We start from the raw sequence: 25947 nt of genomic DNA on the forward strand, positions 1-25947 counted from the left end.
GAATCCGCCATCTTATCGGGAAACGCGTGGCAAGGCGGCGGCTCGATCGGCCGCCGCCCGGCAGTGCGCGTGCTGCACGCGCCGCGTGTTGCAGTGGTGAATCACCGATCGACGAGCAGCGGGCTGCCCACGCGCGTCGGACGAGGCCGCAGCCGCGCCGCGCGTGCCGTTCGACCGGCGGCCGCGTCAACGGCCGGCTGTTTCAGCTTCGATACGGCCTTCTTCCCACAGCGCCCAGAAACGGCTGCCCGCGCGATACGGATTCGCGCGGCGCGCCGCGTGATCGGCGACGCCCTGGCGAAATGCGCCGTACAGCGTCAGCGGCGGATTGTCGACGCACGCGGCTTCGCGGGCGGCGGGCGTGCGGCGCTCGGAAACGAGCCGCCGAATCAGCGAGGCGCCGTCGATCACGTCCACTCGATCGACGGTTTCTGCGCGGCTGATGACTTCGACGGTATTCATGTGCGGGCTCCCTGACGTTCTGTTTTCCAGTCAAGGAGCAATAAGGGTGCCAAGCTCGAAAACCCGCGTGCGGCCGCGATCGTGCAGGCTTCTGCGGCGAACGTGCGGCGCGCGCGCCGGCGATGTTACGGAACACGTCACGTGACACGGGCGGCTGCCGCGAAACACGCGCACGCGCGCGGCGGCGCGCAATGCGTTGCAGAAATGAACCGCGGGATAGGCGCGAACGCGCGGACAGGCTACCGTTCAGTTCGCGGTGGCCGGGGCGATGGGGCGGTGGCTGCCTGCCGAATAGAAGCGATAGATGCCCTTGCCGGCCGACTTCGCGTCGTACAGCGCGCTGTCGGCCTGCCGGATCAGCTCGTCCGGGTTGCCGTGGCCGTCGTCGAGCGCGATGCCGATGCTGATCCCGAGGCTGACGGTCACGCCGATCGACAACGTGTAGGGCGCCGAGATCTGGCCGATGATCCGCGTGGCGAGGAGCGAGCTTTCGTGCATCGTGGTGTCGTCGAGCGCGACGATGAACTCGTCGCCGCCCACGCGCGCCGCCAGCGCGCCGGGCGGCAGTGCGCGCGCGAGCCGCTCGGCGACCTGCATCAGCACTTCGTCGCCGGCCTGATGGCCGCAGCGGTCGTTGATCGACTTGAAGCCGTCCAGGTCGAGATACATGACCGCGAGCGCGGGACTCGGCAAGCGCGGCCGCTGCGAGAGCATCCGCTTCAGGGCCGCATGCAGTTCGTGACGGTTCGGCAAACCGGTCAGCGCATCGTGTCGCGCGAGGTGCCGGATATGCTGCTCGGTCTGGCGGCGGGCGGTGACGTCCTCGACGATGATCACCGCATTGCCGTCCGGCACACGATGGCGCGTGAGCTCGAGCTGGCGGCCGTCGGCAAGCTCGATGTCGAGCGGCACCGGCTCGTCGTGGCTCAGCCAGACGTCGCATTGCGCCGCGAGGCCGGCGCCGTCGGAATCGGTCGACGCGTTCGCGCCGAGCGCCGCGATCACGTCGGGCAGCGGCGTGTCGAGCATGATCTCGCGCGGCGAGCCGAACAGCTGCGCGGTGCGCCGGTTCGCGACGATCACGCGGCTGTCGCCGTCGATCATGCACAGGCCGTGCGGCATGTAGGTGAGCGCCGCGTCGAAGCGCGTGACGAGCTCGGCGTTGCGCTGACGCGCCGCGATCAGCGCGACCAGCACGCGGTAATGGCGTTGCACGACCGTGCGCATGGCGGCGAGATAGATCGCGAGCGGCGGCAGCAGCAGCCACGCGCCGGGCCGCTCGACCAGCAGCGCGCCGATGGCGATCGGCACGACGCCGAGCGTGACCTGCGTCATCGCGAGCCGCGGCAGCGCCGAATTGCGCGATGCGATCCCGCCGAACACGCCCCCCGCGACCATCACGGACAGCGTGCCGAGTTCGATGTCGGGCGAATCGAGGCAGCCCATGACGCCGAGGCCGAGCACGAAGCACGCGGCGAGCGACACCGGAGCATAGCGCAGCGCCCAGTATTCGGGGCGGCCTTCGCCGGCGGCGTCGTGCACGACATAGGCGCGGGCAATGGCGAGCCGCGCGGCGAGCAGGCCGACGTCGACGCACAGCCAGATCAGACACCAGAGTTGCTGCAGCCGGATCAGGGCGATCGCCGCGACGAAGCCGCTCGCGATGCCGGACAACGCCATTGGGCGGACGTCTTCGAACAGCGTGACGAGCATCGACGGGCGCAGCGCAGCCGTCACGTGGTGATTGCCGCTGGGCGGCGTGGAGAGAACGGCGTTCAGCAGACGGGCCTTGACTGCCATGGTTGTTTTTGACCTGGACACGAGGCGGTTTCCAACCGGCCGCCGTGCGTGGCAGAGGGTGGGATGACCGGTGAGTCGGATGCGACGACATTACCATGAAACATCGCGCGTGCGAGCCTCGCGGATTCCCCGGTGCGGCGCCGCGGTTATGGCGCGTGGGACGCTCCGGACGACGGCTCGCGACTGGTCGTCGCGCCCTGCGGCGAGGCCGTCATCAGGATTTCAATAAGTATTTCATGTGGAAGGCGCGCCAGGGCTTATATCCGAACGATGTCGGGTGCGGGCCGTGCCGCGCTTCGGTTCGCGGGCGGGGAAAGCGCGCGGCGGATGCCGAGCGTCGCGCGCGTGCTCGGCGGCGGTGATCTCGCTCGTCGTCTGGGAATCTGTATGCAGCTAGCGGCGCGCCCGCGGCGCCACACCGACCGACGTGAAGGCATTTATGCGGACGTGGGCTGAACGGGGCGCCGCTCGCGATGCGGCAGCGTTACGGCGGCGCCCGCGCACGACGCTCCGCCCGCAAACGGCCGACGATGCTTCAGTAGCTACCGCCTCCGCCTGTACCGCCTGCGCCGCCGTATCGGCTCATGCCGGAACCTTGCGCAGCGCCGCCGTCCGCCGACGTGCATCCGGTCGTCAGCAGCAGCGCCAACACCGCGATCAGCGCCGCGGTCGCTCGTGCCGGTTTCATCTCAGCCTCCTTTCGCTGCGCAGATCGCTTGACGAGCCATTTCGTACGAGCGCGCGCAACGCAACGGCAACACGTATCGCGAGCGCCGCTTATTCCATGCTTTTTGCATATCGGGTTCAGCGCGCGATCGTGCATGCGCGATCACGCGCACGGCTGCGGTCATCGGAGATTGATCGGGGCAAGCGCTGGTTCTTGGGTGGCGCGTCCCTGGGTGGAGAGGAGCGGATTGCTTTCCCTGGGCGCGCACGCGTCGTCACGCTTGACCGGTTTCACCCACATGACCGGCCGCGCGCCTCGTATTCGCGGCTGACGAGCCGCACGTGGCGCGTGCAGGTGCGCCGACGGCGATTGCGTCGCGCGGGAGATCGGGGAGGATGGTGGTAGGCGCATCGGGCGTCGAACGCGGGTGACGTAGACGCCGCGTCGGCCGCGGCGTCCAGCCGATCGGCGATGGACGAGATCGGCCCTGCGGTTCTGCGCCCACGACGCTTCGGCGTGGGCGAGCGTCAGCGGCTTTCCCGTAGCGAGGAAAAATGTCGCGGTGCGACCAGCTTCCCGGCCGCCCCGGCACGGGCAGCGCGGGAAGGTTCCAGTGCCGCGCATGACGCGCGGCAGCACGGCATCAGAACTTGTGGCGCAGCCCCAGCGCGACGACCACCTGGTTGCTGTTGGCCGACGGCGTCAGCGTCCAGACGGTGGCGTCGAACGCGTGATTGCCGTGGCCGCCGCTGACGCTTTGATAGACGCCTTCGAGATACGCATCGGTGCGCTTCGAGAACGCATAGTCGACTTGCGCGACGACCTGATTCCATTTCGGGCGCGTCTGGCCGGTGCGCGTGTCGAAACGCGCCATCGTGTACGTGTACGCGGCCGACAGGCTCAACGCGGACGTCGCCATATAGCGGCCGTCGACCGAGAAGTTGTCGAACACCAGCGACTCGCCCTTCAACGGCGTGATGCCGCTGCCTTGCATCACGCCGGTCACGCCGTCGGTCGCCGAGTGCGACCATGCGGCGCCGACCGAGTGCGGGCCGAACGAATAGCGTCCGGCGAGTGCCCAGATCTGCTGGTTGCCGCCGGTGATCGTCGCCGAGCCGTCGATCGTGCTCAGCGCACCGTCGGGGTTCGGCGCATTGCGATCGCGGCTGATCTTCAGGTAGCCGGCGCCGAGCTTCAACGGCCCGTTTTCGTACGACACGCCCGCGCTCCACGCGGCGTTGTTCGAGAACTGGCCGGCGGCGTTGGAGAACGCGTACATCGCGCCGAACCTCAGCCCGCGATACGTCGGGCTCACGTACTTCACCGCATGGTTGATGCGCAGGTTGCGGTTCGAATCGTCGTTGTCGTACGGATGCACGGCCAGATTGCCGCCCCAGCCCGGACCCGATGCGCCGAGCGGCGTGACGAAGTCGATGATCAGGTCGTACTGGCGGCCGAACGTCAGCGCGCCGGCCGAGTGCGAGCTCAGGCCGACCCACGCCTGGCGGCCGAACATGTCGACGCCTTTCTGCGACAGCTTGCCGTTCGTACCGGAGAAGCCGTTTTCGAGCGCGAATATCGCGGCCATCCCGCCGCCCAGATCCTCGCGGCCGCGCAGCCCCCAGCGCGATGCGTTCAATGCGCCGCTCGTCAGCCCGACGCTGCCGCTGCCGTGCGAGCCGGCGCCGCCGGCGCGCTGGCTGGTTGCGTAGGTGATCGACGTGTCGATCAGGCCGTACAGCGTCACGCTGCTCTGCGCGTTGGCGGCGGCCGGAAGGAAGCCGGCCATGCAGGCGACGACGGCCGTCCCCGCGGCCGTGCCCGCGCGGCGCGCGCGTTGGGTGGATTGCAGCGCGGCGATGCGAGCGCCGGCCTTTCGTTTGGTCGTGGAATGCATAGGAATATTTATCATTAGCGCGGCAGAACCGCCGTGCGGGCCGCGTCGGCCCCCCCGGCCGACGAATCGAGCGGCAATTATTGGAGATCGCGCAACGGTCGATTAAGTCGCTGCACAGTAAAGGTCTTCTGCGAAATCGGATGGAATCGGTGGGCGGGAAGGGGATGGGCGCGGGCGGTGGGGACTCGCATCGGGAGAGCGCTGGCAGACACCCGCGCTGGGTGCTCGCATCGAAGGGGCGCTGAGAGGCGGCAGCGCTGGTCGCTCCAATGGGAGCTCGATGCGGTATACCCGCGCAACGACCGCCGCGCGAGGCTTCACGATGTCGATTGGGGGAATCGCTCTGCGCGCGTCGGTACGGCAGTGATCGCGCAGGCTGCCGTCGTCAGCGACCGCGACGCACCGCCTCAAGGTTTCATGACGACCTTGATGCACCCGTCGCGCTTGTCGCGGAACGTCTCGTACATTCCCGGCCCTTGCTCGAGCGGCACCGAATGGGTGATCACAAACGACGGATCGATCTGGCCGCGCTCGATCCGCGAGAGGAGGTCGGCGCTCCGGCGATTCACGTGCGTCTGGCCCATGCGGAACGTCGGCCCCTTGTTCATCGCTGCGCCGAACTGAATCTTGTCGAGCAGGCCGCCGTACACACCCGAAATCGACAGGATGCCGGCGGCCGGCATACGTAGATCATCTCGCGCAGCACGTGCGGACGATCCGTCTCCAGCATGACGGCCTGCTTCACGCGGTCGTACAGCGCGTCGATGGAACGTGTCGCGTGCGATTCCATCCCGACCGCATCGATGCATTTCTCCGGCCCCTTGCCGCCGGTCAGTTCGTTCAGGCGCTCGACGACGCTTTCCTCGTCGAAGTCGATCGTGACGGCGCCGCCCTGGCGCGCCATCTCCAGCCGCTTCGGCACATGATCGATGACGACCACCTGTTTCGCGCCTGGCAGTACCGCGCTGCGCACGGCCATCTGGCCTGGTCGCAACCTGGAAATGTTGCGCATCCACGGCGTGAGCAAGGCGTGGGCCACGTGCTTGTGTTGTCGCGACAAGCCGGCGCGGCGTGCGGCTTGGCTGCGCCATGCGCGGCCGAAGTCGTAGAGCGAGGATTGCTGTCTCGCGTTCCGCCGCGAACGAACGACGCCCGCGCGGTGTTGCGTTCAGCCGCGCGTATCGACCCAGTTGCGGGCCCAGCGAGCCGAATGCTGCAGCGCCTGCCGTTCGCTCGGGAAGTAGTCGAGCGAATAGAACTGGTAGCGGCGATCGGCGCAGCGGCTGTCGATCGGCTCGAGCAGCAGGTTGGATGAATAACTGCCGTCGGGCAAGCGATGCGCCGAAGGCTGGATGGCATAGCCGTTGTACTGTTGTGTTTGGTTGTGTTGCATTTTGATTTTAATAATATTCGAGCGCGCGCATGCCGTGCTGAACGGGCGCGGATTTACGGCCGTTACTAGCTGAATCCGGCGCAATAAGAGCGCGCAAAAGAGAGTCGCCGGCCGACGAAAGCGCGAAACGCAACGACGCATGCGACGCGTGGCAGGCGGCCGAATCAACGGCCGCAGCCTGGCACCGAGCGCGTACGCTTCAGGAAGACGACGTGTCGTGGAGGGGCGCTGCGCCCCGCGTCCGTTCCCGGACGTCGGGCGCTTGAGACTTACAGCGGCTTGATGTTGGCCGCTTGCAGACCCTTCGGGCCCTGCTTCGTTTCGAAGCTCACTTTTTGATTTTCGGCGAGCGTTTTGAAGCCGTCGGCGCGGATTTCGGAGAAGTGAGCGAACAGGTCGTCACCGCCATTGTCCGGGGTGATGAAGCCGAAGCCTTTGCTGTCGTTGAACCATTTGACGATACCGGTATCCATGATGAATCCTTGAGCAGTAAATAGGAGATTTGCCCTGTTGTAGAGCGTTTGAAGCGTCAAGGAGAGAGAGGACAACGAATACCGCTGAGGGGCGAGACATTGATGAACAGCAATCGGACTTCTTGGACTTCGGTGCGTACACTAACCGCCGCGAATGCTTGAGTCAACGCTTATCTTGTAACTGTGTCGCCGGGCCGTCCGTTTTCGCTGCGACGCGATGTGGCATGTCGCATCGCGCACGCGTCGGCGGAGCGACAAACGCTTCGACCCTCGGCCGTCCTTTCAACCGAGAGCACACCGAAGGCGTGCGTCGCACGATCGCTGCATATCGACGCGCGCCGACATCCGACAGTCGGCCGCATGACCTGATTTCCTCGTCCGACAGGCCCGCCGCCCGAGCGCCGATCCTTATCGCTGCGGCAGATAAACGTATCGAAATCGCTTCGTTGACGCCGTCCGGCATGGGCTCGAAGATTCGCCTTTTCATCGAATCAGGGGCGCTATCGTGACGACTCCCGCCATCCACGCCGCAACAGCGGCGCGCGTCGGCCATCAGCCTGCACCGTCGTTCGAGGCCGCCGCGCAGCGGTTCGACATCATCCCGCTCGATGCGCCGGTCGGCGCGGAAGTCGTCGGGATCGACCTGTCGCAACCGCTGGACGCGGCCGCTTTCGCACGCATCCATCGCGCGCATCTCGACCATCACGTGCTGGTGTTTCGCGACCAGCGCATCACGCCGGAACAGCACATCGCGTTCAGCCGCCGCTTCGGCCCGCTGCAGATCCACGTGCTGCACCAATTCGCGCTGGCCGGGCATCCGGAAGTGCTGATCGTGTCGAACATCGTCGAGAACGGCAAGCCGATCGGGCTCGGCGACGCCGGCCATTTCTGGCACTCCGATCTGTCGTACAAGGAAAAACCGAGCCTCGGCTCGCTGCTGCATGCGCAGGAACTGCCGGCCGACGGCGGCGACACGCTGTTCGCCAACATGCATCTCGCATGGGATACGCTGCCGGCGCACCTGCGTCGCGCGGTCGAAGGGCGGCGCGCCGAGCATACGTATCTCGCGCGCTATGCGGAGCTGCAGGCGCGCAACCGGTGGCGGCCCGTCCTATCGGCCGAGCAGCTTGCGCAAGTCGAAGCGGTGGTGCACCCGATCGTGCGCACGCATCCGGAGACGGGCCGCAAGGCGCTGTTCGTGAGCGAGCATTTCACGACACGCATCGTCGACCTGCCCGCCGACGAAAGCCGCGCACTGCTCGACGAACTGTTCGCGCACAGCGTGCGGGACGAGCACCTGTATCGCCATCGGTGGCGCGATCACGATCTCGTGTTCTGGGACAACCGCTCGCTGATGCATCTCGCGGCCGGCACGCCGGACCATCTGCGCCGCAAGCTGTACCGCACGACGATCGAAGGCGACGCGCCGTTCTGAGCGCCACGTTTCGTCCCGACGCCTCGTTTCTGCTGGAGTTCCGATGTCGTTTCCTGTTTCGCCGGCCCTGCGCCGCACGACCCGTTCCGCGCGCCGCGCCTTGGCCGTCACGCTCACCGCCGCGCTGGCGTTCGTGGTCGCCGGCACGCCGCGCCCCGCACACGCGGAAGGCCGCATCCGCATCGCCGAGCAGTTCGGCGTGGTCTACCTGATGCTGAACGTCGCGCGCGACCAGCAACTGATCGAGAAGGAGGGCCGCAAGGCCGGCGTCGACATCAAGGTCGACTGGGTGCGGCTGTCGGGCGGCGCGGCCGTGAATGACGCGCTGCTGTCGGGCGCGGTCGATATCGCCGGTGCGGGCGTCGGGCCGCTGTTGACCGTATGGGACCGCACGCGCGGGCGGCAAAACGTGAAGGGCGTCGCCTCGCTCGGCAATTTCCCGTACTACCTGGTCAGCACCAATCCGAACGTGAAGACGATCGCCGACTTGAGCGCGAAGGACCGTATCGCGGTGCCGGCCGTCGGCGTGTCGGTGCAGTCGCGCGTGCTGCAGTACGCGGCCGCGAAGCAGTGGGGCGACAAGCAGTTCGATCGTCTCGATGCGCTGACGCAGGCGATCCCGCACCCGGATGCAACGGCCGCGATCCTGGCGAACAGCAATGTGATCACCGGGCACTTCGGCAACCCGCCGTTCCAGGATCAGGAGCTCGCCGGCAATCCGAAGGCGCACATCGTGCTCAATTCCTACGATGTGCTCGGCGGCCCGAGTTCCGCGACGGTGCTGTATGCAACGGAGCAATTCCGCGACGCCAATCCGAAGACGTATCGCGCGTTCGTCGCGGCGCTCGCCGACGCCGCGCGCCAGATCGCAGCCGACCGCGAGCGCGCGGCCGACACGTACCTTCGCGTGAACGGTTCGAGGATCGATCGCGCGTTGTTGCTGAAGATCCTGCGCAATCCGCAGGTGCAGTTCAAGACGGCTCCCGAGAACACGCTGAAGCTCGCGCAGTTCATGTATCGCACCGGCGCGATCCGCAACGAGCCGAAATCGTGGCGCGATTACTTCTTCGACGATCCGGCGACGGCCGGCGGTAGTTGATCCGACGCCGAGCCGACGCTGCCGCGTCGCGATCGCCGCTTATGCGGCTGCGCGGTTTCGATATGCGCAATCGTTGGTTGGGCCGTGCGCCACACCGCCGTATGTTGATGATTTACCCGCGAGAGTTTCCATCGTGAACGCCACTTCTCCGTCGATCGGCTTGCCGCCGTACGCGATGCGCGGTGCGGCTGCATCGGCCGTCCATCCCGTCACCGACGCGCGCGACGCGTCCGCGCCTCAGGCCGCAGCGGCCGGCGCGTCCAGCGAGCGCCTGCTGGCGATCGAGCGCGTGAGCCTCGAATACCGGGCGGGCGCACGCATCGTGCGCGCGACCCATCAAGTCAGCTTCGACGTGTACGGCGGCGACCGTTTCGTGCTGCTCGGCCCGTCCGGCTGCGGAAAATCCACGTTGCTGAAGGCGATCGCGGGGTTCATCGAGCCCATCTCGGGTTCGATCGCGCTCGACGGCCGGCCCGTGCACGGCCCGGGCCCCGATCGCATCGTCGTGTTCCAGGAATTCGACCAGTTGCCGCCGTGGAAGACGGTCGTCGAGAACGTCGCGTTTCCGTTGCGTGCTGCCGCGAAGCTGTCGCGGGCCGAAGCACGCGAGCGTGCGCTGCACTATCTCGACAAGGTCGGGCTCGCCGCGTTCGCCGATGCCTATCCGCATACGCTGTCCGGCGGCATGAAGCAGCGCGTCGCGATCGCGCGTGCGTTGGCGATGCAGCCGCGCGTGCTGCTGATGGACGAGCCGTTCGCCGCGCTCGACGCGCTCACGCGGCGCAAGATGCAGGAAGAACTGCTGCGCCTCTGGGACGAATTCCGCTTCACGCTGCTGTTCGTCACGCATTCGATCGAGGAGGCGCTCGTGGTCGGCAACCGGATCCTGCTGCTGTCGCCGCATCCGGGACGCGTGCGCGCCGAGCTCAACAGCGACGAGCATTCGTTCGACAGCGTCGGTAGCGGCGACTTCCGCGCGAGCGTCGCCCGCATTCATCATCTGCTGTTCGATGCCGACGCGTTGGGCGAAACGCACGCCGCATCGACCACGGAGGCCACTGCATCATGACCACGATCGATCCTGTCCTGCCGCCGTTGCCGCCCGTTCGTGCCGAATACGTGCGCACGCTCGACGCGCTGCCCGAAGCCGCGCGTGCGGCGCCCGCGCCCCTGTTGCGCCGTATCGCCGGTGCGAGCGGCTTTCGCCGCGCGGTGATCGCACTGGTGCTGATCGCCGTATGGGAAACCGTCGCGCGCATCGTCGCGAACGATTTGCTCGTACCGACCTTCGGCGCGACGCTCGTTGCGTTCGTGCAAGGCATCGCGTCGGGCGAACTGCTGGTGAAGACGGCCATCTCGATGTCGGTGCTGTTGCGCGGCTATGCGCTCGGCGTCCTGTTCGCGTTCGTGCTGACGTCGCTCGCAGTGTCGACGCGCGCCGGTCGCGATGTGCTGTCGATGCTCACGTCGATGTTCAATCCGCTGCCGTCGATCGCGTTGCTGCCGATTGCGTTGCTGTGGTTCGGGCTCGGCACCGGCAGCCTGCTGTTCGTGCTCGTGCACGCGGTGCTGTGGCCGCTCGCGCTCAGTATGTATACGGGCTTCGCCGGTGTGCCGGCCACGCTGAAGATGGCCGGGCGCAACTATGGGCTCAGCGGCCTGCGGCAGATCGCGCTGATCCTCGTGCCGGCCGCGCTGCCGTCGATCCTGTCCGGGTTGCGCGTCGGCTGGGCTTTCGCATGGCGCACGCTGATCGCGGCGGAACTCGTGTTCGGTGCGAGCGCCGGGCAGGGCGGGCTCGGCTGGTACATCTTCCAGAACCGCAACGAGCTGTATACCGACCGTGTATTCGCAGGTCTCGCGGCCGTCATCGTGATCGGGCTGCTCGTCGAGCATCTCGTGTTCGATACGCTCGAGCGCGTGACGGTGCGCCGCTGGGGCATCGCGCACTGATACGCAGCGGTCCGAGCGGGGGCGTTCGCTGCGCCGGCGTTAGCGCATGGTTGGGAACCTCGCCGGTTACCGGCAACACGGCCGAGCTGGTCACATCGGCTTGCGCGAAACGGCGACGACGGCGTCGGGTCATGCATTCTGAAGTCCGGCGGCGAAATCGGCAGCGACGTATCGTCGATCGCACGGACTCGCAAATGACGACGTGTTGTCGCGCAGCTGACCGGCCGTCCGCGACCGGCGCGGCCGTCGGAAGCCGGCCGCGTTTGCATCGCATCACATCCGCGCAAGACGGTCCGTCACGTGTCTTGAGCGAGGCCGGCGGCCGCGTCGATGAACGGCTCGGCAAGCGGATCGCTCGCCGCTGCGACGTTGAGCCGTACCCACGGCGTCGCCTCGCCGTTCGGCCGGTATTCGCGCCCGGGCGCGAGGTCGAGCCCGAACGTGCGCGCGGTGTCGCACAGCAGCGCGGAATCTTCCACGCCGGGCACGCGCGCCCACACGAACATGCCGCCGCTCGGCTGTTCGAACACTTCCCAGCCCGCATGGCGTAATCGCGCCACCGCGTTGGCCGACGCCTGCGCGAGGCGCCGGCGCAGCCGTTCCAGATGCTTGCGATGCGTGCCACGCTCGAGCAGCGACGCGACGATGCTTTCCGCGAGCCGCGCGCCACCCATGCTCGTGAGCGCCTTCAGTTCGACGAGCGGCTTGATCAGCTCGGGCCGCGCGGCCAGGTAGCCGATCCGCAGCGACGACGACAAAGCCTTCGAAAACCCGCTCAGATAGATCACCCGTTCGAACTGATCGAGCGTCGCGAGCCGCTGCGACGGCGCCGCTTCGAAGTCCGCGTAGACGTCGTCCTCGACGAACGTGAAGTCGTGCCGATGCGCGAGCTGCAGCAGCCGGAACATCACCGGCGGCGCAATGTTCGTCGCCGTCGGGTTGTGGAACGCGGTATTGACGAAGAACAGCTTCGGACGATGTTCGCGCAGCAGCGCCTCGGTGATCTCGACGTCGGGCCCCGTCGCGCGGCGCGGCACACCGACGAGCTTCACGCCGTGCAACTTCAGCAGCCCGAACAGGTTGAAGTAACCGGGATCCTCGACGAATACCGTGTCGCCCGGCTTCAGCATCAGGCGCACGACGAGATCGAGCGCGTGGCTCGCGCTGTGCGTGACGAGAATCTGCTGCGGCTGCGCGTGGATGCCGAGTGGCGCGAGATGCCCGCTCAGGTACTGCCGCAGCAGCGGGTCACCTTGCGGCTGCGCATAGTCGACCAGGCTCGCCGCGTCGCTGCGCACGACGTGCCGTATGGCCTGGGCGATGCCGTCGACGTCGCGCCACGCAGCCGGCATGAAGCCGCTCGACAGCTTGAGGCGATCGTCGGTCGACGCGAATTGCTCGAGGATGTGGCCGGATTCTTCCTCGGCGATCTGCGGATCCGTGCCGCCGACCGGCGCGCTGCGGTCGAACCGGTCGGTCACGTAGAAGCCCGCGCCGTGACGCGGCTGGATCAGGCCGCGGGCCGCGAGCGTGTCGTATGCCTCGATGACGGGGAAGCGGCTGATCTGCTGGTCGGCCGCCATCTTGCGGATCGACGGCAGTTTTACGCCGCTGCGCAAATGTCGCGAGCGAATCATCTGTTCGAGCTGGCGAGCGAGTTGCTCGTTGAGCGGGACGCCGGTCGTCGTATCGAGCGCGAGTTTCATTTGACACCATCGTCAGGAAGGGCGGGCAAAGTGTTCTGCGAAATGCCCGAACACTTTGATAGTGATTGTTTGGTTGTGTTCATTCCGGTGAGCGGATTCTAGTCGAATAATCGCTACCGCAGGCGTTCGGTGGGGCCGCTGTCGAACCGTAGCGGCTAGGGCGATCACATGCGCGAAATCGGGCTGTTCCGAATGGAAAAGGCGGTACGCCCATGCGCCTCGGTAACACCCATGTTTTCAACGTCGCGATGAGCGTGCCGCTGGTCGTCTCGCGGGTGCCGGCACTGCACGGCGTGGTCGTGAAGGAGGGCGCGACGCCGCCGCTCCGCATCGGTTCGGCCTGTCATCGGGCCGTGCGCTGTCTCGACCGAGAACGCCGGGACGAGCGCCTGTAAGGGCGGCGTGAGCCGCGGAGGTGGATTTCCGACGGGAAGAAAACTCGATCACGGTTGTTTCACACGAGCACGGCGGCGCGCAGCGGAACGGCCGCGCGTGGCGATGAGCACAAGGACCCTTAGATGAATCTCGCGCACTTCTCCAGCTTCGGCGTCGCGGTCGCCGTCTACCTGATCGGCACGGCGATGCCTGGGCCGGGCAACCTGTCGATCGCGAACGCGTCGCTCAACTACGGACGCATGCCGGGCCTCGCGACGGCGGCCGGCGTGATCTCGGGCTCGCTGTGCTGGGGCGTGACCGCGGCGGCCGGCGTGTCGGCGATGCTGTTGTCGTACCGGCCGCTGCTCATGTGGCTCAAGATCCTCGGCGCGCTCTATCTGCTGTGGCTCGCGCACAAGGCGGTTCGGACGGCGTTCTCGTCGCGCGATCCGATGAAGGCGGCCACGCAGACGCGACGCGGCGGCGCGGCGGTGTTTTATCTGCAGGGACTCGGCATCCACCTCACCAACCCGAAGGCGATTCTGTCGTGGTTGACGGTGACGACGCTCGGTTTGTCGGCGAACTCGCCGGCGTGGACGAGTTTCATGCTCGTCGCCGGTTGCGCGACGCTCGGCTGCATCGTGTTCACGACGTACGCGCTTGCGTTCTCGTCGCATTCGGCCGGGCCGTTCTTCACGCGCACGCGCAAGCCGTTCGGTCTGTTTTGCGGCGCGTTCTATTGTGTGCTCGCGGCGGGTTTCATTCGTTCGATCGCCTGGCAGTGACGTGGCGGCCCGTGATCACGCAATCGGCCGACCCGTCGCCGGATCTGCCGGCTCGTCAATTCCAGCGTTCGGCTGCACGCCGCGGCTTGAGCTCGCCGTTACGTCCTGAATGATCTTGAATCGGTCCAGTTCGCGCATCGTCATCGAGATCCGCTCCGTTGCAGCCATCGCAGCCGCCGGCGCCGGGAAATCGGCAGCCGGACAGCTTACGCGCCCGAAAGCGGACATTTCTAAATGGCTAGAACACGATATTTCTAAAAAGCTACTACATCTCTCAGATTGATAATTCACGTTATGTAAAGTCTAAAATAGGCAACTCAAACCCAGCACCACCAACCACCGCTCAACCGCGCGCCGCGCGAAACGCGGCGCGCGCACGGCATCACCTGACCATCAAACCGCCATCACCGTCACCGACTTCGTGACGAGATACGGTTCGAGCGCTTCCGGCCCGCCTTCCGACCCATAGCCCGAATCCTTGACGCCACCGAACGGCATTTCCGGCCACGGCGTAGCCGGCTGGTTGATCCACAGCATCCCGACTTCGAGTCGCTGCGTCAGCAGATGCACGTTCGCGAACGAACGCGTGAACGCGTAGCCGGCCAGCCCGAACGGCAGACGGTTCGCTTCCGAGATCGCATCCTCGAGCTTGTCGAAGCCGCGAATCGCAGCAACGGGGCCGAACGGCTCGTTGTTGAACACGTCGGCTTCGAGCGGCACGTTCGCGATCACGGTCGGCGCGAAGAAGTTGCCTTCCGAGCCGATCCGCTCGCCGCCGGTCTCGATGCTCGCGCCGACCTTGCGCGCGTTCTCGACGACCGACGCCATCGCGGTCAGCCGGCGCGGATTCGCCAGCGCGCCGAGCGTCGTGCCTTCGTCGAGACCGTTGCCGATCTTGAGCCCCTGCGCATGCGCAACCAGCGCACGCGTGAATTCGTCGCGGATGCTGTTGTGCACGAGGAAACGCGTCGGCGAGATGCACACCTGGCCCGCGTTGCGGAACTTCGCGCCACCGGCAGCCTTCACCGCGAGCGCGACGTCCGCATCCTCGGCGACAATCACCGGTGCGTGGCCGCCCAGCTCCATCGTCGCGCGCTTCATGTGCTGGCCGGCCAGCGCCGCCAGCTGCTTGCCGACCGGTGTCGAACCCGTGAACGTCACCTTGCGGATCACCGGATGCGGAATCAGATACGACGAGATTTCCGCGGGATCGCCGTACACGAGACCGACGACGCCCGCAGGCACACCGGCGTCGACGAACGCGCGCAACAGCGCAGCCGGCGATGCCGGCGTCTCCTCCGGCGCCTTCACGAGGAACGAGCAGCCGGTCGCGAGCGCCGCGCACAGCTTGCGCACGACCTGGTTGACCGGGAAGTTCCACGGCGTGAACGCCGCGACCGGACCGACCGGCTCCTTCACGACCATCTGCTGCGCGCCGAGATTGCGCGGCGGCACGATGCGGCCGTACACGCGGCGGCCTTCGTCGGCGAACCATTCGATGATGTCGGCTGCCGACAGTACCTCGATGCGCGCTTCCGTCAGCGGCTTGCCTTGCTCCTGCGTCATCAGTTGCGCGATCGCATCGGCGCGCTCGCGCACCAGCGCGGCGGCCTTGCGCATCGTCGCCGCGCGCTCGTGCGCGGGCACCTTGCGCCACGCTTCGAAGCCGCGCTGTGCCGCGGCAAGCGCGCGGTCGAGATCGGCGATGCCCGCGTGGGCCACCTTGCCGATCGCCTTGCCGGTCGCCGGGTTCACGACGTCGATCGTCTTGCCGCTCGCGGCGTCGACCCACTCGCCGTCGATCAGCAGTTGTGTATCCGTATAAGTCACGTTAGCCATCCAGACACCCCTACTTTGCGTCGATAAATCGCGCGCTGCCGCGAACGGCCGCGCGCCGGTTGACAGAAAAAGCCGCGCTACCGCGCGCGGCATGCGGCAGCTCGACGACAGGCACGCGGTACGCGCGCCCGTCGTGGTTCGCCGCACCCGGCCGGGCTCAACGCGCGGCCGCCGTCGCCTTGCGGAGTTTCGCGACCTCCGCAGCCTGCACGGCCGGCGCGCCGTTGTTCCAGCCTGCGCGCATGAACGTCAGCACATCGGCGATCTGCCGGTCGTTCAACTGGTCCGCGAACGCCGGCATCGGATACGCCGACGGCACGCCGCCGATGACGAGCGTGTCGCTTCCGTTCAGCGTCACGTTGATCAGCGACGACGCATCGGCTTCGAGCACGTTCGGGTTGCCGGCGATCGGCGCGAGCAGCGGCGCATAACCGCGACCGTCGGCGCCATGGCAATGCAGGCAGTAAGCGTTATACACCTTCGCGCCCGGATCGTTCGCCGGCCGACCCAGCGCGACCTGCGTCGCCTTGGGATCGTAGCTGTAAGGCGGCGCACCCGTGCCGCCCGCCGCCGGCAACGATTTGAGGTAGCGCGAGATCGCCGCCAGATCGTCGTCGCTCAGCGCCTGCGTGCTGTGGTTGATCACGCCGACCATCGCGCCGAATGCGGTCGCATGCCGGTTCGCGCCGGTCTTCAGGAACTGCGCGACCTCGGCGTCGCTCCAGCGGCCGAGCCCGGTATTGGGCTCCGCCGTCAGGTTCGACGCGAACCAGTTGTCGAGCGCCGCACCGGACAGGAACGCACTGCCGCCCTCGTCCAGCGCCTTTTCCTGGAAGCCGACGCCGCGCGGCGTATGGCACGACCCGCAATGGCCGAGACCCTGCACGAGATACGCGCCGCGATTCCACGCCGCATCCTTGGCCGGCTTGTCGGTGTACGGCGTCGTGTCGAGGAACACGGCGTTCCACAGCGCCAGCGGCCAGCGCATGTTGAGCGGCCACGGAATGTCGGAAGCACGATTGGCCTGCTTCACCGGCTCGACGCCGTGCATGAAGTACGCGTACAAAGCCTTCACGTCGTCGTCGCGCAGTTTCGCGTACGACGGATACGGCATCGCCGGATACAGCCGATGGCCGTCCTTCGCGACGCCCGAGCGCAGCGCGGCCGCGAACTGCGCCTCCGTGTAGCCGCCGATGCCGGTGTCCGGGTCGGGCGTGATGTTGGTCGTGTAGATCGCGCCCATCGGCGTGGTCATCTTCAGGCCGCCGGCGAACGGCGCGCCGCGCGGCGCGGTATGGCACGCGATGCAGTCGCCGGCTTTCGCGAGATACGCGCCGCGCTCGACGAGCGCGCTGTCGGCGGGCGCGGCCGTCGCGGCGGGCGCCGCGAACGGCGTCAGCGCGGCAAGCGCGAGCAGCGACGCACCGAGCATGCGCACGGCGCGATTCACGGGATTCAGAGACAGATTTTGCATGGTTCGTTCTCCCGTCAAGCCGTCTTCAGCTGGGCGCCGACCGGCAGCTTGCGCAGCCGCTTGCCGGTTGCCGCGAAGATCGCGTTCGCGACGGCCGCCGCGGTGGCCGCGGTGCCCGGTTCGCCGATGCCGCCCGGCGCCTCGGCGCTCTTGACGAGGTGAACCTCGATCGGCGGCGTCTCGTTGATGCGCAGCACCCGGTAATCGTTGAAGTTGCTCTGCACGACGCGCCCGTCCTTGATCGTGATCTCGCCGTACAACGCCCCGGTGATCCCGAAGATGATGCCGCCCTGCACCTGCGCCTCGATCGTGCTCGGGTTCACCACCATCCCGCAGTCGACCGCACACACGGCGCGCTTGACCTGCACTTCGCCGTCCTCCACCGCGACGTCGATCACGATCGAGAAGAAGCTGCCGAACGCGTGCATCACCGACACGCCGCGCCCTTGCCCCTTCGGCAACGGCGAACCCCATCCGGCCGCCTTGGTCGCGACGTCGAGCACGTTGCGCGCGCGCGGCGTCTTGCCGAGCAGCGCGCGGCGGTATTGCGCGGGATCGGTGCTGGTCTGCGCGGCGAGTTCGTCGATGAAGCTCTCGACCACGAACGTGCTGCGGGTCGGGCCGACGCCGCGCCAGAACGCGGTCGGCACGTGGCGCGGCTCCTGGCGCACGTAGTCGACGAGCTGATTCGGCAGGTCGTACGGCAGATCCGCCGCCACCTCGACCGCATCGGGATCGACGCCGTTGCGGAACGCCGGCGGCGCGAAGCGGGCAAGAATCGACGAGCCGACGATCCGGTGCTGCCATGCCACCGGCTTGCCGTTCGCGTCCAGGCCGGCCGAGATCTTGTCGTAGTAGTACGGGCGATACATGTCGTGCTGGATGTCTTCCTCGCGCGTCCACACGACCTTCACCGGCGCGTTCACCTGCTTCGCGATCTTCACCGCCTGCGCGACCATGTCCGTCTCGAGCCGACGGCCGAAACCGCCGCCGAGCAGATGGTTGTGCACGACGATCCGCTCGGGCGCCAGGCCCGTCAGACCGTGCACGGTGTCGCGCACGCGCGTCGGCACCTGCGTGCCGACCCACACGTCGCAGCCATCGCCGCGCACGTGCACCGTGCAGTTGACCGGCTCCATCGTCGCGTGCGCGAGCAACGGTTGCTCGTAGACGGCATCGATGCGCGTCTTCGCGTGCGCGAACGCGTTGCCGACGTCGCCCTCCTTGCGCGCGACCGCGCCCTTGCCGTTCGCGGCGGCGTGTGCGAGATCGGCGACGATGTCCTGCGTCGACACCTTCGCGTCGGCGCCCTCGTTCCACTTGACGACCAGCGCGGACGCGCCGCGCTTGGCGGCCCACGTGTGGTCGCCGACGACCGCGACCGCGTCGTCGGCGCGCACCACCTGGCGCACGCCGGGAATCTTCTTGGCGGCCGTAGCGTCGACGCTCGCGACGGTCCCACCGAACACCGGGCTGTTCACGATCACCGCGTACAGCATGCCGGGCAGCCTCACGTCGAGCCCGAACTGCGCGGTGCCGTCGACCTTCTCCGGCGAATCGAGCCGCTTCACCGGCTTGCCGATCAGCTTGAAATCGGTCGGCTTCTTCAGCGCGACGTCCTTCGGCACCGGCAGCTTCGCTGCGGCGTCCGCAAGCTGGCCATACGATGCGCGCCGGCCGCTCGGCGGGTGCCGCACTTCGCCGTTTTCCGCGCGGCATGCGGCCGGATCGACGCTCCATTGCTTCGCTGCGGCAGACACCAGCAACGTGCGCGCGGTCGCGCCGGCGCGCCGCAGCGGCTCCCATGCATAGCGCACCGACGTCGAGCCGCCGGTCAGCTGGCCGCCGAGCAGCGGATCGGAGAACAGCTTCTCGTTCGGCGGCGCATGGTCGAGCGTGACGCTCGACAGCGGCACCTCGAGTTCCTCGGCGATCAGCATCGGCAGCGCCGTGTAGACGCCCTGTCCCATCTCGACCTTCGGCATCACGAGCGTGACCTGGCCGGCGCGATCGATCTGCACGAACGCGTTCGGCGCGAATACGCCTGGGCGCGCGGGTTCATCCGCGTCGCCGCCGATCACCGAGCGCCGCGCTTCGCCGCCCGCCGCCGGCATGCTGAAGCCGAGCAGCAGGCCACCGCCCGCGGCCGCGCCGAGCGACATGCCGGCCTTCAGAAACGAACGGCGCGACACGCGCGCGCCGACCCGCCCTGCTTCGATCAGTCCTCGCGACATCTCAGCCTCCGTTCGCGGCGTGTTTGACCGCTGCGCGAATCCGGTTGTAGGTGCCGCAGCGGCAGATGTTGCCTGCCATCGCCGCGTCGATGTCGGCGTCGCTCGGATGCGGGTTCGACGCGATCAGCGCGGTGGCCGCCATCACCTGCCCGGACTGGCAATAGCCGCACTGCACCACGTCGAGCTCGCGCCATGCTTCCTGCACCTTCTGGCCGGCCGGCGTTGCGCCGACGGCTTCGATCGTCGTGATCTTGCGGCCGGCGACGGCTGCGACCGGCAGCACGCACGAACGCGCCGCGACGCCGTCGAGATGCACGGTGCATGCGCCGCACTGCGCGATGCCGCAACCGAATTTCGTGCCGGTGAGGCCGACGACGTCGCGCAGCACCCACAGCAGGGGCATGTCGTCAGGCGCGTCGACCGTGCGGCTTTCGCCGTTGATATTGAGGGTGACCATTCAGCCTCCGGGGCCGGTTTATTGGGGAGACGGCGCGGATGATCTGCTGCGCCGCGTTATTGTCGTCATTGCCGCTGCGTGATGCGCAGCGGCTGCCGTGCGGCTCGGGGCGGGAGGCGAGCCGCACGGGTGCTGCTGCGGCGTCAGTCGGCCACGTCGAGGCCGGCCAGCACCTTGATGACCGGCGGCGCCGAGAACCAGTCCGCCGACTTCGTCCGGAACTGCGTGAAGTGCGGGCTGGCGAGGTGCGCATCGAATGCGGCCTGGTCGTCGTAGACCTCGTACAGGTGCAGGTTCGGCGAACCGTCCTGCTCGCGGAACAGGTCGTAGCGGCGGTTGCCCGGCTCGACCCGCGTCTTCGCGACCATGCTGCGCAATTCGGCCTCGGCAGCCTGGAAGTGTTCGGGTTTCACGAACAATGAAGCAATCACGTGTAGCGCCATCTTTCACTCCTTTGGAAACGGAAACGAGCATGCCACAAGCCGGCGTTGCGCGACGCCAGCGTGCAGTGGGGGGGCGGCTGCGGTGTCAGTCGAGCTGGTCTGGGCCGACACGCACGACGACCTTGCCGAAGTTCTTGCCGGCGAGCAAGCCGATCAGCGCCTGCGGCGCTTCGGTGAGATCGGGGACGACGTCCTCGAGCGTCTTCACCTTGCCTTGCGCGACCCATTCGCTCATCTCCTTCAGGAACGGGGCGTAGCCGGTCGCATAGTGGTCGAGAATGATGAAGCCCTGCATGCGGATGCGCTTGCGCAGGATCGTCCCCATCAGCGCCGGCACGCGATCGCGGCCGGCCGATACGGCGGTGTCGTCGTATGCCGCGTCGTTGTAATGCGCGATGATGCCGCACACGGGCACACGCGCGTGATCGTTGAGCAGCGGCCATACCGCGTCGAACACGGCGCCGCCGACGTTCTCGAAATAGACGTCGATGCCGTCCGGACAGGCATCCTTCAGCCGCGCGGCGAATTGCGGATCGCGGTGATCGACGCAGGCGTCGAAGCCGAGCGTGTCCTTGACGTACGCGACCTTCTCCGCGCCGCCCGCGACGCCGACCACCCGGCAACCCTTCAGCTTCGCGATCTGGCCGACCACCGAGCCGACCGCGCCGCTCGCCGCGGCCACGACCACGGTTTCGCCGGCCTTCGGTTCGCCGATGCTCAGCAGCCCCGTGTACGCGGTGAAGCCCGGCATGCCGAGCACGCCGAGCGCATATGACGGATGCGCGAAGTCGCGGCCGAGCGGGATGAGGTCGCGGCCGTCGGACAGCGCATAGTCCTGCCAGCCGCTGCCCGCGACGACCAGATCGCCTTCGCGATACGCGGGCAGGTTCGATGCGACGACGCGGCTGACCGTGCCGCCGACCATCACGTCGCCGAGCGCCACCGGCGGCGCATACGACGGCGCGTCGCTCATGCGGCCGCGCATGTACGGATCGAGCGACAACCAGACGGTACGCAACAGCACTTGGCCGGCGCCGGGCACCGGCACGTCGGCGGTTTCGACACGGAAGTCATTCGCGGTGGGTGCGCCGACCGGGCGCGCGTTTAGGACGATTCTGCGGTTTGCTGTGTTGCTTTGCGGCATGGGAACCTCCGTCAACAGGTTGGCAAGTGCGGGTTGGCAGTTGCGATTGGCAGGATCGGATCGGTGGCCGATGCGGCGACGTCGTCGGCGAAGCCGCGGCCATCGGGATCGAGCAATGAGATTTCGGTTTAGTAGACCAGTCGTCTAGCGTTGGAGCAAAAACAAGGCGCGCCAGTGCGCGCCTGCATCACACCTGCGTCCCCTCGTCCGTGACGGGTGGCAGGTTCAGCATCCGTCGGGTTTCGCGCATCGCGTGTTCGAGCGGCTTGCGGTTGCGGTGAATCTTTTCCAGCAGCGTTGCGCCGAGCCACAGTTCGTAGAGAGTCGCGGCCGTGTGCGCGGGATCGTCGACGCCGTGCAGCGAACCGTCGGCCAATGCTGCGTCGATGCCGCCCGCGATCCGCTCGATGATCTGGCCGGTGCCGCGCCGCAGGACCGCGCGCATCGCCTCCGACAGATCGGACACCTCGGCGCCGAGCTTCACGGCCAGGCATTTGCCTTCAAGATCGTCCGCGCACTGCGTGTGTAGCCAGTTGCCCCAATACGTCATCAGGCGCTGCGCGCCGGTGCCTTCGTGATGCTTGAGCAGGTTGTCGAGATGCGCCAGATAGCCGTCGAAATACGCGTCGAGCAGCGCTTCGCCGAACGCCTCCTTCGAGCCGAAATAATGGTAGAACGAGCCCTTCGGGATGCCCGCCGCGGCGAGAATCTCGTTCAGACCGACCGCCGAAAACCCCTTGTGGAGCATGATCGGCTTCGCGATGTTCAGGATGTGCTGGCGGACTTCCGCGCCCGAAGATGCATTCATGATGGCGTATCTTAGCAACGATTAGACCGGTCGTCTAGCAAGGCCGGACCGGGGATTTCAGCGGGACTTTACCTGAAGCGCGCCGCATTACAACTTCACTCTTACGAACAAAAATTCTCGAGAAACGATTCCGTCGAACGAGAAAAGCTGCAGAAAATGCGGTCGGCCGCCATGGCTACTTGACGTTCGCTGCCCTCGAATTCACTCGCGAACGGCCTCGGCCTGACGGTCGTCCCGCTTCGTCACCCCCACACGCCGGCCACGCCGACCACCCGACGCCACGACCCGAAACGCCACCGGCGCGAACACCAGCCCGAACACCGTCGCCGCGAGCACGCCTCCAAACGCGCCGGTCCCGATCGAGCGCCGGCTTTCCGCACCCGCGCCGGTCGCCAGCACCAACGGCACGACGCCGAGCAGAAACGCCATCGACGTCATCACGATCGGCCGAAACCGCGCGGCGGCGGCCTCGACCACCGCCTGCCGCAACGGCACGCCGCGCCCGCCCAGTTCGCGCGCAAACTGCACGATCAGAATCGCATTCTTCGCCGACAAGCCGATCACCGTAATCATCCCCACCTTGAAGTAGACGTCGTTCGGCATTCCGCGCGCGAGCGCGGCCGCCACCGCGCCGACGATCCCGAGCGGCACGATCGTCAGCACCGACAGCGGAATCGTCCAGCTTTCATACAGCGCGGCAAGCGCCATGAACACCGCGAGCACCGACAACCCGACCAGCAGCGGCGTCTGTCGTTCGGCGATCCGCTCCTGGCGCGCCGCGTCGACCCAGTCGTAGCCGATCCCGGCCGGCAGCATCGCGGCAAGCCGCTCCATCTCGGCCATCGCCGCGCCCGAACTGGTGTGGGCCGCCGCCCGGCCGCTGATGTCGAGCGACGGGTATCCGTCGTAGCGATTCAGCATCACGGGCCCGACCGTCCAGTGCGGCGCGGCGATGGCCGACAGCGGCACCATGTCTCCCGTCCGGTTCGGCACCGTCAGCGCCATCAGCTCCCCGTCGGTCGCGCGCGCGGCCGGATCCGCCTCGATGATCACGCGGCGCATCCGGCCCGATGCCGGAAAGTCGTTGATGTAGTTCGAGCCGAACGTGCCGCCGAGCAGGCCCGCGATGCGCTCGAACGGCACGCCGAGCGCATACGCCTTCGCGCGGTCGACGTCTAGTTCGATTCGCGGCGCATCCGGCAAGTCCTCGAAATGCACGGACGCGAGCGCCGGGTCCGCCTTCGCGCGCGCTGCCAGTTGCTCGCGAGCGGCCTTCAGCACGTCGAGCCCGACCCCGCCACGATCCTCGAGACGGAACGTGAAGCCGTCCGCGTGACCGATGCCGGGCACCGATGGCGGCAGCGTCGCTTCTACGTCGCCGTCGAGAATCTCGCCGAAACGCCGATTGAGACGATCGCGCAGCGTCGTCGCATCGACGTCGCGCTGCGCCCAGTCCTTCAGTTCGACGAACGCCATCCCGACGTTCTGCCCGCTGCCGGCAAAACTCCAGCCGATCACGCTCGTCACGTTCGCGACGGCCGGCTCCGCCCGCAGGAGCGCCTCGACGCGCTGCACGACCGCGACCGTGCGCGCCTGCGTGGCGCCGGCCGGCAACTGGATCATCACCTGCAGTTGCCCCTGGTCCTCGGTCGGCAGGAAACCGCCCGGCATCATCCAGTACAGCAGTCCGCACACGGCCACGAATACGACGTAGATGCCCGCGACCGTGCCCGTGCGGCGCACCGCCGACACGGTCATGCGCCGATAGCCGGCCTCCGCGCGCGCGAATGCGACGCCGAAGCGGTCGGCCAGCCGCGTGCCGAGGCCGCGTCGCGGCACGCGGCGGCCCCCGTCTTCGCGACGGCCGACCGGTTTCAGCAGATTCGCGCACAGCGCCGGCGTGAGCGACAGCGCCATGAACGACGACACGAGCATCGACGCGATCATCGACACCGCGAACTGCCGGTAAATGCCGCCGACGCTGCCCGGAAAGAATGCCATCGGCACGAACACGGCCGTCAGTACCGCCGTCACGCCGACGATCGCCCCGCCAATCCGCTTCATCGCACGGCGCGTCGCCTCGCGCGGCGACACGCCCTCCTCCATCACGCGGTGCACGCTCTCGACCACGACGATCGCGTCGTCGACCAGAATGCCGATCGCCAGCACGAGGCCGAACATCGTGAACACGTTGATCGACAGCCCGAACGCCCACATCGCGACGAACGCACCCATCAGCGTGACCGGAATCACGACGGTCGGCACGAGCGTGTAGCGCAGCTCGCGCAGGAACAGCCACATCACGCAGAACACCAGCACGACGGCCTCGGCGAGCGTGAGCACGACTTCCCGGATGGCGATCGTCACGAAATGCGCGCCGTCGAACGGAATCTCGATCGCGACGCCCGGCGGCAGCGTCTTCGACAGCGCGGCAAGCCGCGCACGAATCGCGTTGGAGGTTTCGAGCGCGTTGCCGCGCGGGCCGAGCTGGATGCCGACGGTGGCCGCCGGACGGCCGTTCAGCCGGGAATAGAACGAATAGTCGTCGCGGCCGATTTCGACGCGGGCGACGTCGGCGACGCGCACCACCGAACCGTCCTGCTTCGACTTCAGCACGATCCGGCCGAACTCCTCCGGCGTCGTCAGTTGTCCCTTGACGACGATCGTCGCCGTCAGCTGCTGGCCGTGCACGGACGGCGCATCGCCGATCGCGCCGGCCGTCACCGTCGCGTTCTGTGCGGCGATGGCCGCGATCACGTCGTCGGCGCCGAGGTCGTATTCGCGCAACTTGCCCGGATCGAGCCAGACCCGCAGCGCCTCGTCGGCGTCCCACAGCTGGGCCGAGCCAACGCCCGGCGCGCGCTTCAGCTCGCGCAGCACGTAACGGTTCAGATAGTCGCCGAGCTGCGCCGAGTCGCGCGTGCCGTCGGTCGACGTCAGCGTGACGAGCATCAGGAACGTGTTGGCCGCCTTGAACACGCCGATGCCCTGCTGCACGACCTGCTGCGGCAGCCGCGGCTCGACCTGCTTCAGCCGGTTGTTGACGTCGACGAGCGCGATGTCCGGATCGGTGCCCGGCGCGAACGTCACGTCGATCTCGAGATTGCCGTGACCGTCGCTGCTCGTCTCGTAGTACTGCAGCCCGTCGGCGCCGTCGAGGCTTTCCTCGATGATGCTGCCGACGTCGCCGTCGACCGTCTCGGTCGATGCGCCCGGATAGGCCGCGGTGATGACGACGCGCGGCGGCGCGAGGCGCGGATACTGCGCGATCGGCAATTGCGGAATCGCCAGCACGCCCGCGACGACGATCACGAGCGCGACGATCCACGCAAATACCGGGCGGTCGATGAAGAACGACGGCATCGCGGTGCGTCAGTGAAGGGCCAGCGGCGCGACTGCGCTTGCCGCCGGGCCGAACGACCGGCGGGGAACGTCGTCATGCCGCATCGAAGCTGCGTCGCTGCGCGACGCCCGGGCGGCAAGGGCGCCCCGCGCCCGGCTTG

22 protein-coding genes and 1 pseudogene are annotated in these 25947 nt (G+C 67.4%); 6 read left to right on the top strand and 17 right to left on the bottom strand.

Translation table 11 applies throughout. From position 1 onward, the window contains the following. Positions 1-186: 186 nt before the first annotated feature. The 7 genes and pseudogenes from MYA_RS20370 to MYA_RS20400 all read right to left on the bottom strand — a co-directional run bounded on the left by MYA_RS20370 (position 187) and on the right by MYA_RS20400 (position 6692). Positions 187-462, bottom strand: a complete 276-nt coding sequence (locus MYA_RS20370; RefSeq protein ID WP_011882261.1) for a hypothetical protein — start codon at positions 460-462, stop codon at positions 187-189. 246 nt (positions 463-708) lie between these two features. Then, complete coding sequence (locus tag MYA_RS20375; protein ID WP_011882260.1) at positions 709-2262, bottom strand: sensor domain-containing diguanylate cyclase; 1554 nt, start codon at positions 2260-2262, stop codon at positions 709-711. A gap of 535 nt (positions 2263-2797) precedes the next feature. Next, the gene (locus MYA_RS31970; protein ID WP_014724861.1) at positions 2798-2950 is read right to left on the bottom strand and encodes a hypothetical protein; all 153 of its coding nucleotides are present in this window, start codon (positions 2948-2950) and stop codon (positions 2798-2800) included. Between the two features lie 622 nt (positions 2951-3572). Further along, positions 3573-4718, bottom strand: coding sequence for a porin (locus MYA_RS20385; protein WP_226102887.1), 1146 nt, complete (start codon positions 4716-4718; stop codon positions 3573-3575). Positions 4719-5233: 515 nt separating this feature from the next. After that, positions 5234-5811: pseudogene (locus MYA_RS20390) on the bottom strand (zinc-binding dehydrogenase); the annotation flags it as partial. A gap of 183 nt (positions 5812-5994) precedes the next feature. Continuing rightward, entirely contained in the window at positions 5995-6219 is a 225-nt protein-coding gene (locus tag MYA_RS20395; protein WP_011882255.1) for a hypothetical protein, read from the bottom strand. A 269-nt stretch (positions 6220-6488) separates the two neighbouring features. Further along, the gene (locus MYA_RS20400; RefSeq protein WP_006485974.1) at positions 6489-6692 is read right to left on the bottom strand and encodes a cold-shock protein; all 204 of its coding nucleotides are present in this window, start codon (positions 6690-6692) and stop codon (positions 6489-6491) included. A 505-nt stretch (positions 6693-7197) separates the two neighbouring features. Between MYA_RS20400 and MYA_RS20405 the strand changes: the two genes are divergently transcribed. The 4 genes from MYA_RS20405 (at position 7198) to MYA_RS20420 (ending at position 11179) form a co-directional block, all read left to right on the top strand. Next, positions 7198-8127, top strand: a complete 930-nt coding sequence (locus MYA_RS20405; protein WP_011882254.1) for a TauD/TfdA dioxygenase family protein — start codon at positions 7198-7200, stop codon at positions 8125-8127. Positions 8128-8170: 43 nt separating this feature from the next. After that, positions 8171-9226 (top strand): ABC transporter substrate-binding protein, encoded by a 1056-nt coding sequence (locus MYA_RS20410; RefSeq protein ID WP_014724866.1) that lies wholly within the window; start codon positions 8171-8173, stop codon positions 9224-9226. A 73-nt stretch (positions 9227-9299) separates the two neighbouring features. Next, positions 9300-10295 carry an ABC transporter ATP-binding protein gene (locus tag MYA_RS20415; protein ID WP_041494132.1) on the top strand — a complete coding sequence of 332 codons (996 nt, stop codon included), beginning with the start codon at positions 9300-9302 and terminating at the stop codon, positions 10293-10295. Further along, complete coding sequence (locus MYA_RS20420; RefSeq protein ID WP_014724868.1) at positions 10292-11179, top strand: ABC transporter permease; 888 nt, start codon at positions 10292-10294, stop codon at positions 11177-11179. Before MYA_RS20415 ends, MYA_RS20420 begins: the two co-directional genes overlap by 4 nt. A gap of 296 nt (positions 11180-11475) precedes the next feature. Here MYA_RS20420 and MYA_RS20425 read toward each other — a convergent pair whose 3' ends face one another. Continuing rightward, a complete protein-coding gene (locus tag MYA_RS20425; RefSeq protein ID WP_011882250.1) occupies positions 11476-12885 on the bottom strand; it encodes an aminotransferase-like domain-containing protein in 1410 nt (469 codons plus the stop codon). 212 nt (positions 12886-13097) lie between these two features. Here MYA_RS20425 and MYA_RS31370 point away from each other — a divergent pair, with 212 nt between their 5' ends. Continuing rightward, entirely contained in the window at positions 13098-13280 is a 183-nt protein-coding gene (locus tag MYA_RS31370; RefSeq protein WP_014724869.1) for a hypothetical protein, read from the top strand. 123 nt (positions 13281-13403) lie between these two features. Then, a complete protein-coding gene (locus MYA_RS20430) occupies positions 13404-14045 on the top strand; it encodes a LysE family translocator (RefSeq protein ID WP_011882249.1) in 642 nt (213 codons plus the stop codon). Between the two features lie 15 nt (positions 14046-14060). On the opposite strand, the gene MYA_RS32460 is transcribed toward MYA_RS20430, so the two are convergent. The 9 genes from MYA_RS32460 to MYA_RS20475 form a co-directional block, all read right to left on the bottom strand. After that, positions 14061-14189, bottom strand: a complete 129-nt coding sequence (locus MYA_RS32460) for a hypothetical protein (RefSeq protein WP_014724870.1) — start codon at positions 14187-14189, stop codon at positions 14061-14063. 249 nt (positions 14190-14438) lie between these two features. Then, positions 14439-15884: an NAD-dependent succinate-semialdehyde dehydrogenase gene (locus tag MYA_RS20440; RefSeq protein WP_011882248.1), complete on the bottom strand. Its 1446-nt coding sequence runs from the start codon at positions 15882-15884 to the stop codon at positions 14439-14441. Positions 15885-16041: 157 nt separating this feature from the next. After that, entirely contained in the window at positions 16042-17358 is a 1317-nt protein-coding gene (locus MYA_RS20445; RefSeq protein ID WP_014724872.1) for a c-type cytochrome, read from the bottom strand. Positions 17359-17372: 14 nt separating this feature from the next. Continuing rightward, positions 17373-19592, bottom strand: a complete 2220-nt coding sequence (locus tag MYA_RS20450) for a xanthine dehydrogenase family protein molybdopterin-binding subunit (protein WP_014724873.1) — start codon at positions 19590-19592, stop codon at positions 17373-17375. Between the two features lies 1 nt (position 19593). Then, entirely contained in the window at positions 19594-20049 is a 456-nt protein-coding gene (locus MYA_RS20455) for a (2Fe-2S)-binding protein (protein ID WP_011882245.1), read from the bottom strand. A 143-nt stretch (positions 20050-20192) separates the two neighbouring features. Then, a complete protein-coding gene (locus tag MYA_RS20460) occupies positions 20193-20492 on the bottom strand; it encodes a putative quinol monooxygenase (protein WP_011882244.1) in 300 nt (99 codons plus the stop codon). Between the two features lie 85 nt (positions 20493-20577). Then, entirely contained in the window at positions 20578-21636 is a 1059-nt protein-coding gene (locus tag MYA_RS20465; protein WP_014724874.1) for an NADP-dependent oxidoreductase, read from the bottom strand. A gap of 187 nt (positions 21637-21823) precedes the next feature. Further along, a complete protein-coding gene (locus tag MYA_RS20470; protein WP_014724875.1) occupies positions 21824-22444 on the bottom strand; it encodes a TetR/AcrR family transcriptional regulator in 621 nt (206 codons plus the stop codon). 201 nt (positions 22445-22645) lie between these two features. Next, complete coding sequence (locus MYA_RS20475) at positions 22646-25807, bottom strand: multidrug efflux RND transporter permease subunit (protein WP_011882241.1); 3162 nt, start codon at positions 25805-25807, stop codon at positions 22646-22648. Between the last annotated feature and the right edge of the window lie 140 nt (positions 25808-25947).

The organism is Burkholderia sp. KJ006 (assembly GCF_000262695.1).
GTDB classification, from domain to species: domain Bacteria; phylum Pseudomonadota; class Gammaproteobacteria; order Burkholderiales; family Burkholderiaceae; genus Burkholderia; species Burkholderia vietnamiensis.

Coding starts and splice junctions, on each gene's coding strand:
- MYA_RS31970 (WP_014724861.1), bottom strand. CDS start 2,950: ATGAAACCGGCACGAGCGACCGCGGCGCTGATCGCGGTGTTGGCGCTG.
- MYA_RS20385 (WP_226102887.1), bottom strand. CDS start 4,718: ATGGCCGGCTTCCTTCCGGCCGCCGCCAACGCGCAGAGCAGCGTGACG.
- MYA_RS32460 (WP_014724870.1), bottom strand. CDS start 14,189: ATGACGATGCGCGAACTGGACCGATTCAAGATCATTCAGGACGTAACG.
- MYA_RS20425 (WP_011882250.1), bottom strand. CDS start 12,885: ATGAAACTCGCGCTCGATACGACGACCGGCGTCCCGCTCAACGAGCAA.
- MYA_RS20370 (WP_011882261.1), bottom strand. CDS start 462: ATGAATACCGTCGAAGTCATCAGCCGCGCAGAAACCGTCGATCGAGTG.
- MYA_RS20450 (WP_014724873.1), bottom strand. CDS start 19,592: ATGTCGCGAGGACTGATCGAAGCAGGGCGGGTCGGCGCGCGCGTGTCG.
- MYA_RS20445 (WP_014724872.1), bottom strand. CDS start 17,358: ATGCAAAATCTGTCTCTGAATCCCGTGAATCGCGCCGTGCGCATGCTC.
- MYA_RS20400 (WP_006485974.1), bottom strand. CDS start 6,692: ATGGATACCGGTATCGTCAAATGGTTCAACGACAGCAAAGGCTTCGGC.
- MYA_RS31370 (WP_014724869.1), top strand. CDS start 13,098: ATGCGCCTCGGTAACACCCATGTTTTCAACGTCGCGATGAGCGTGCCG.
- MYA_RS20395 (WP_011882255.1), bottom strand. CDS start 6,219: ATGCAACACAACCAAACACAACAGTACAACGGCTATGCCATCCAGCCT.
- MYA_RS20440 (WP_011882248.1), bottom strand. CDS start 15,884: ATGGCTAACGTGACTTATACGGATACACAACTGCTGATCGACGGCGAG.
- MYA_RS20420 (WP_014724868.1), top strand. CDS start 10,292: ATGACCACGATCGATCCTGTCCTGCCGCCGTTGCCGCCCGTTCGTGCC.
- MYA_RS20475 (WP_011882241.1), bottom strand. CDS start 25,807: ATGCCGTCGTTCTTCATCGACCGCCCGGTATTTGCGTGGATCGTCGCG.
- MYA_RS20470 (WP_014724875.1), bottom strand. CDS start 22,444: ATGAATGCATCTTCGGGCGCGGAAGTCCGCCAGCACATCCTGAACATC.
- MYA_RS20455 (WP_011882245.1), bottom strand. CDS start 20,049: ATGGTCACCCTCAATATCAACGGCGAAAGCCGCACGGTCGACGCGCCT.
- MYA_RS20430 (WP_011882249.1), top strand. CDS start 13,404: ATGAATCTCGCGCACTTCTCCAGCTTCGGCGTCGCGGTCGCCGTCTAC.
- MYA_RS20375 (WP_011882260.1), bottom strand. CDS start 2,262: ATGGCAGTCAAGGCCCGTCTGCTGAACGCCGTTCTCTCCACGCCGCCC.
- MYA_RS20460 (WP_011882244.1), bottom strand. CDS start 20,492: ATGGCGCTACACGTGATTGCTTCATTGTTCGTGAAACCCGAACACTTC.
- MYA_RS20410 (WP_014724866.1), top strand. CDS start 8,171: ATGTCGTTTCCTGTTTCGCCGGCCCTGCGCCGCACGACCCGTTCCGCG.
- MYA_RS20465 (WP_014724874.1), bottom strand. CDS start 21,636: ATGCCGCAAAGCAACACAGCAAACCGCAGAATCGTCCTAAACGCGCGC.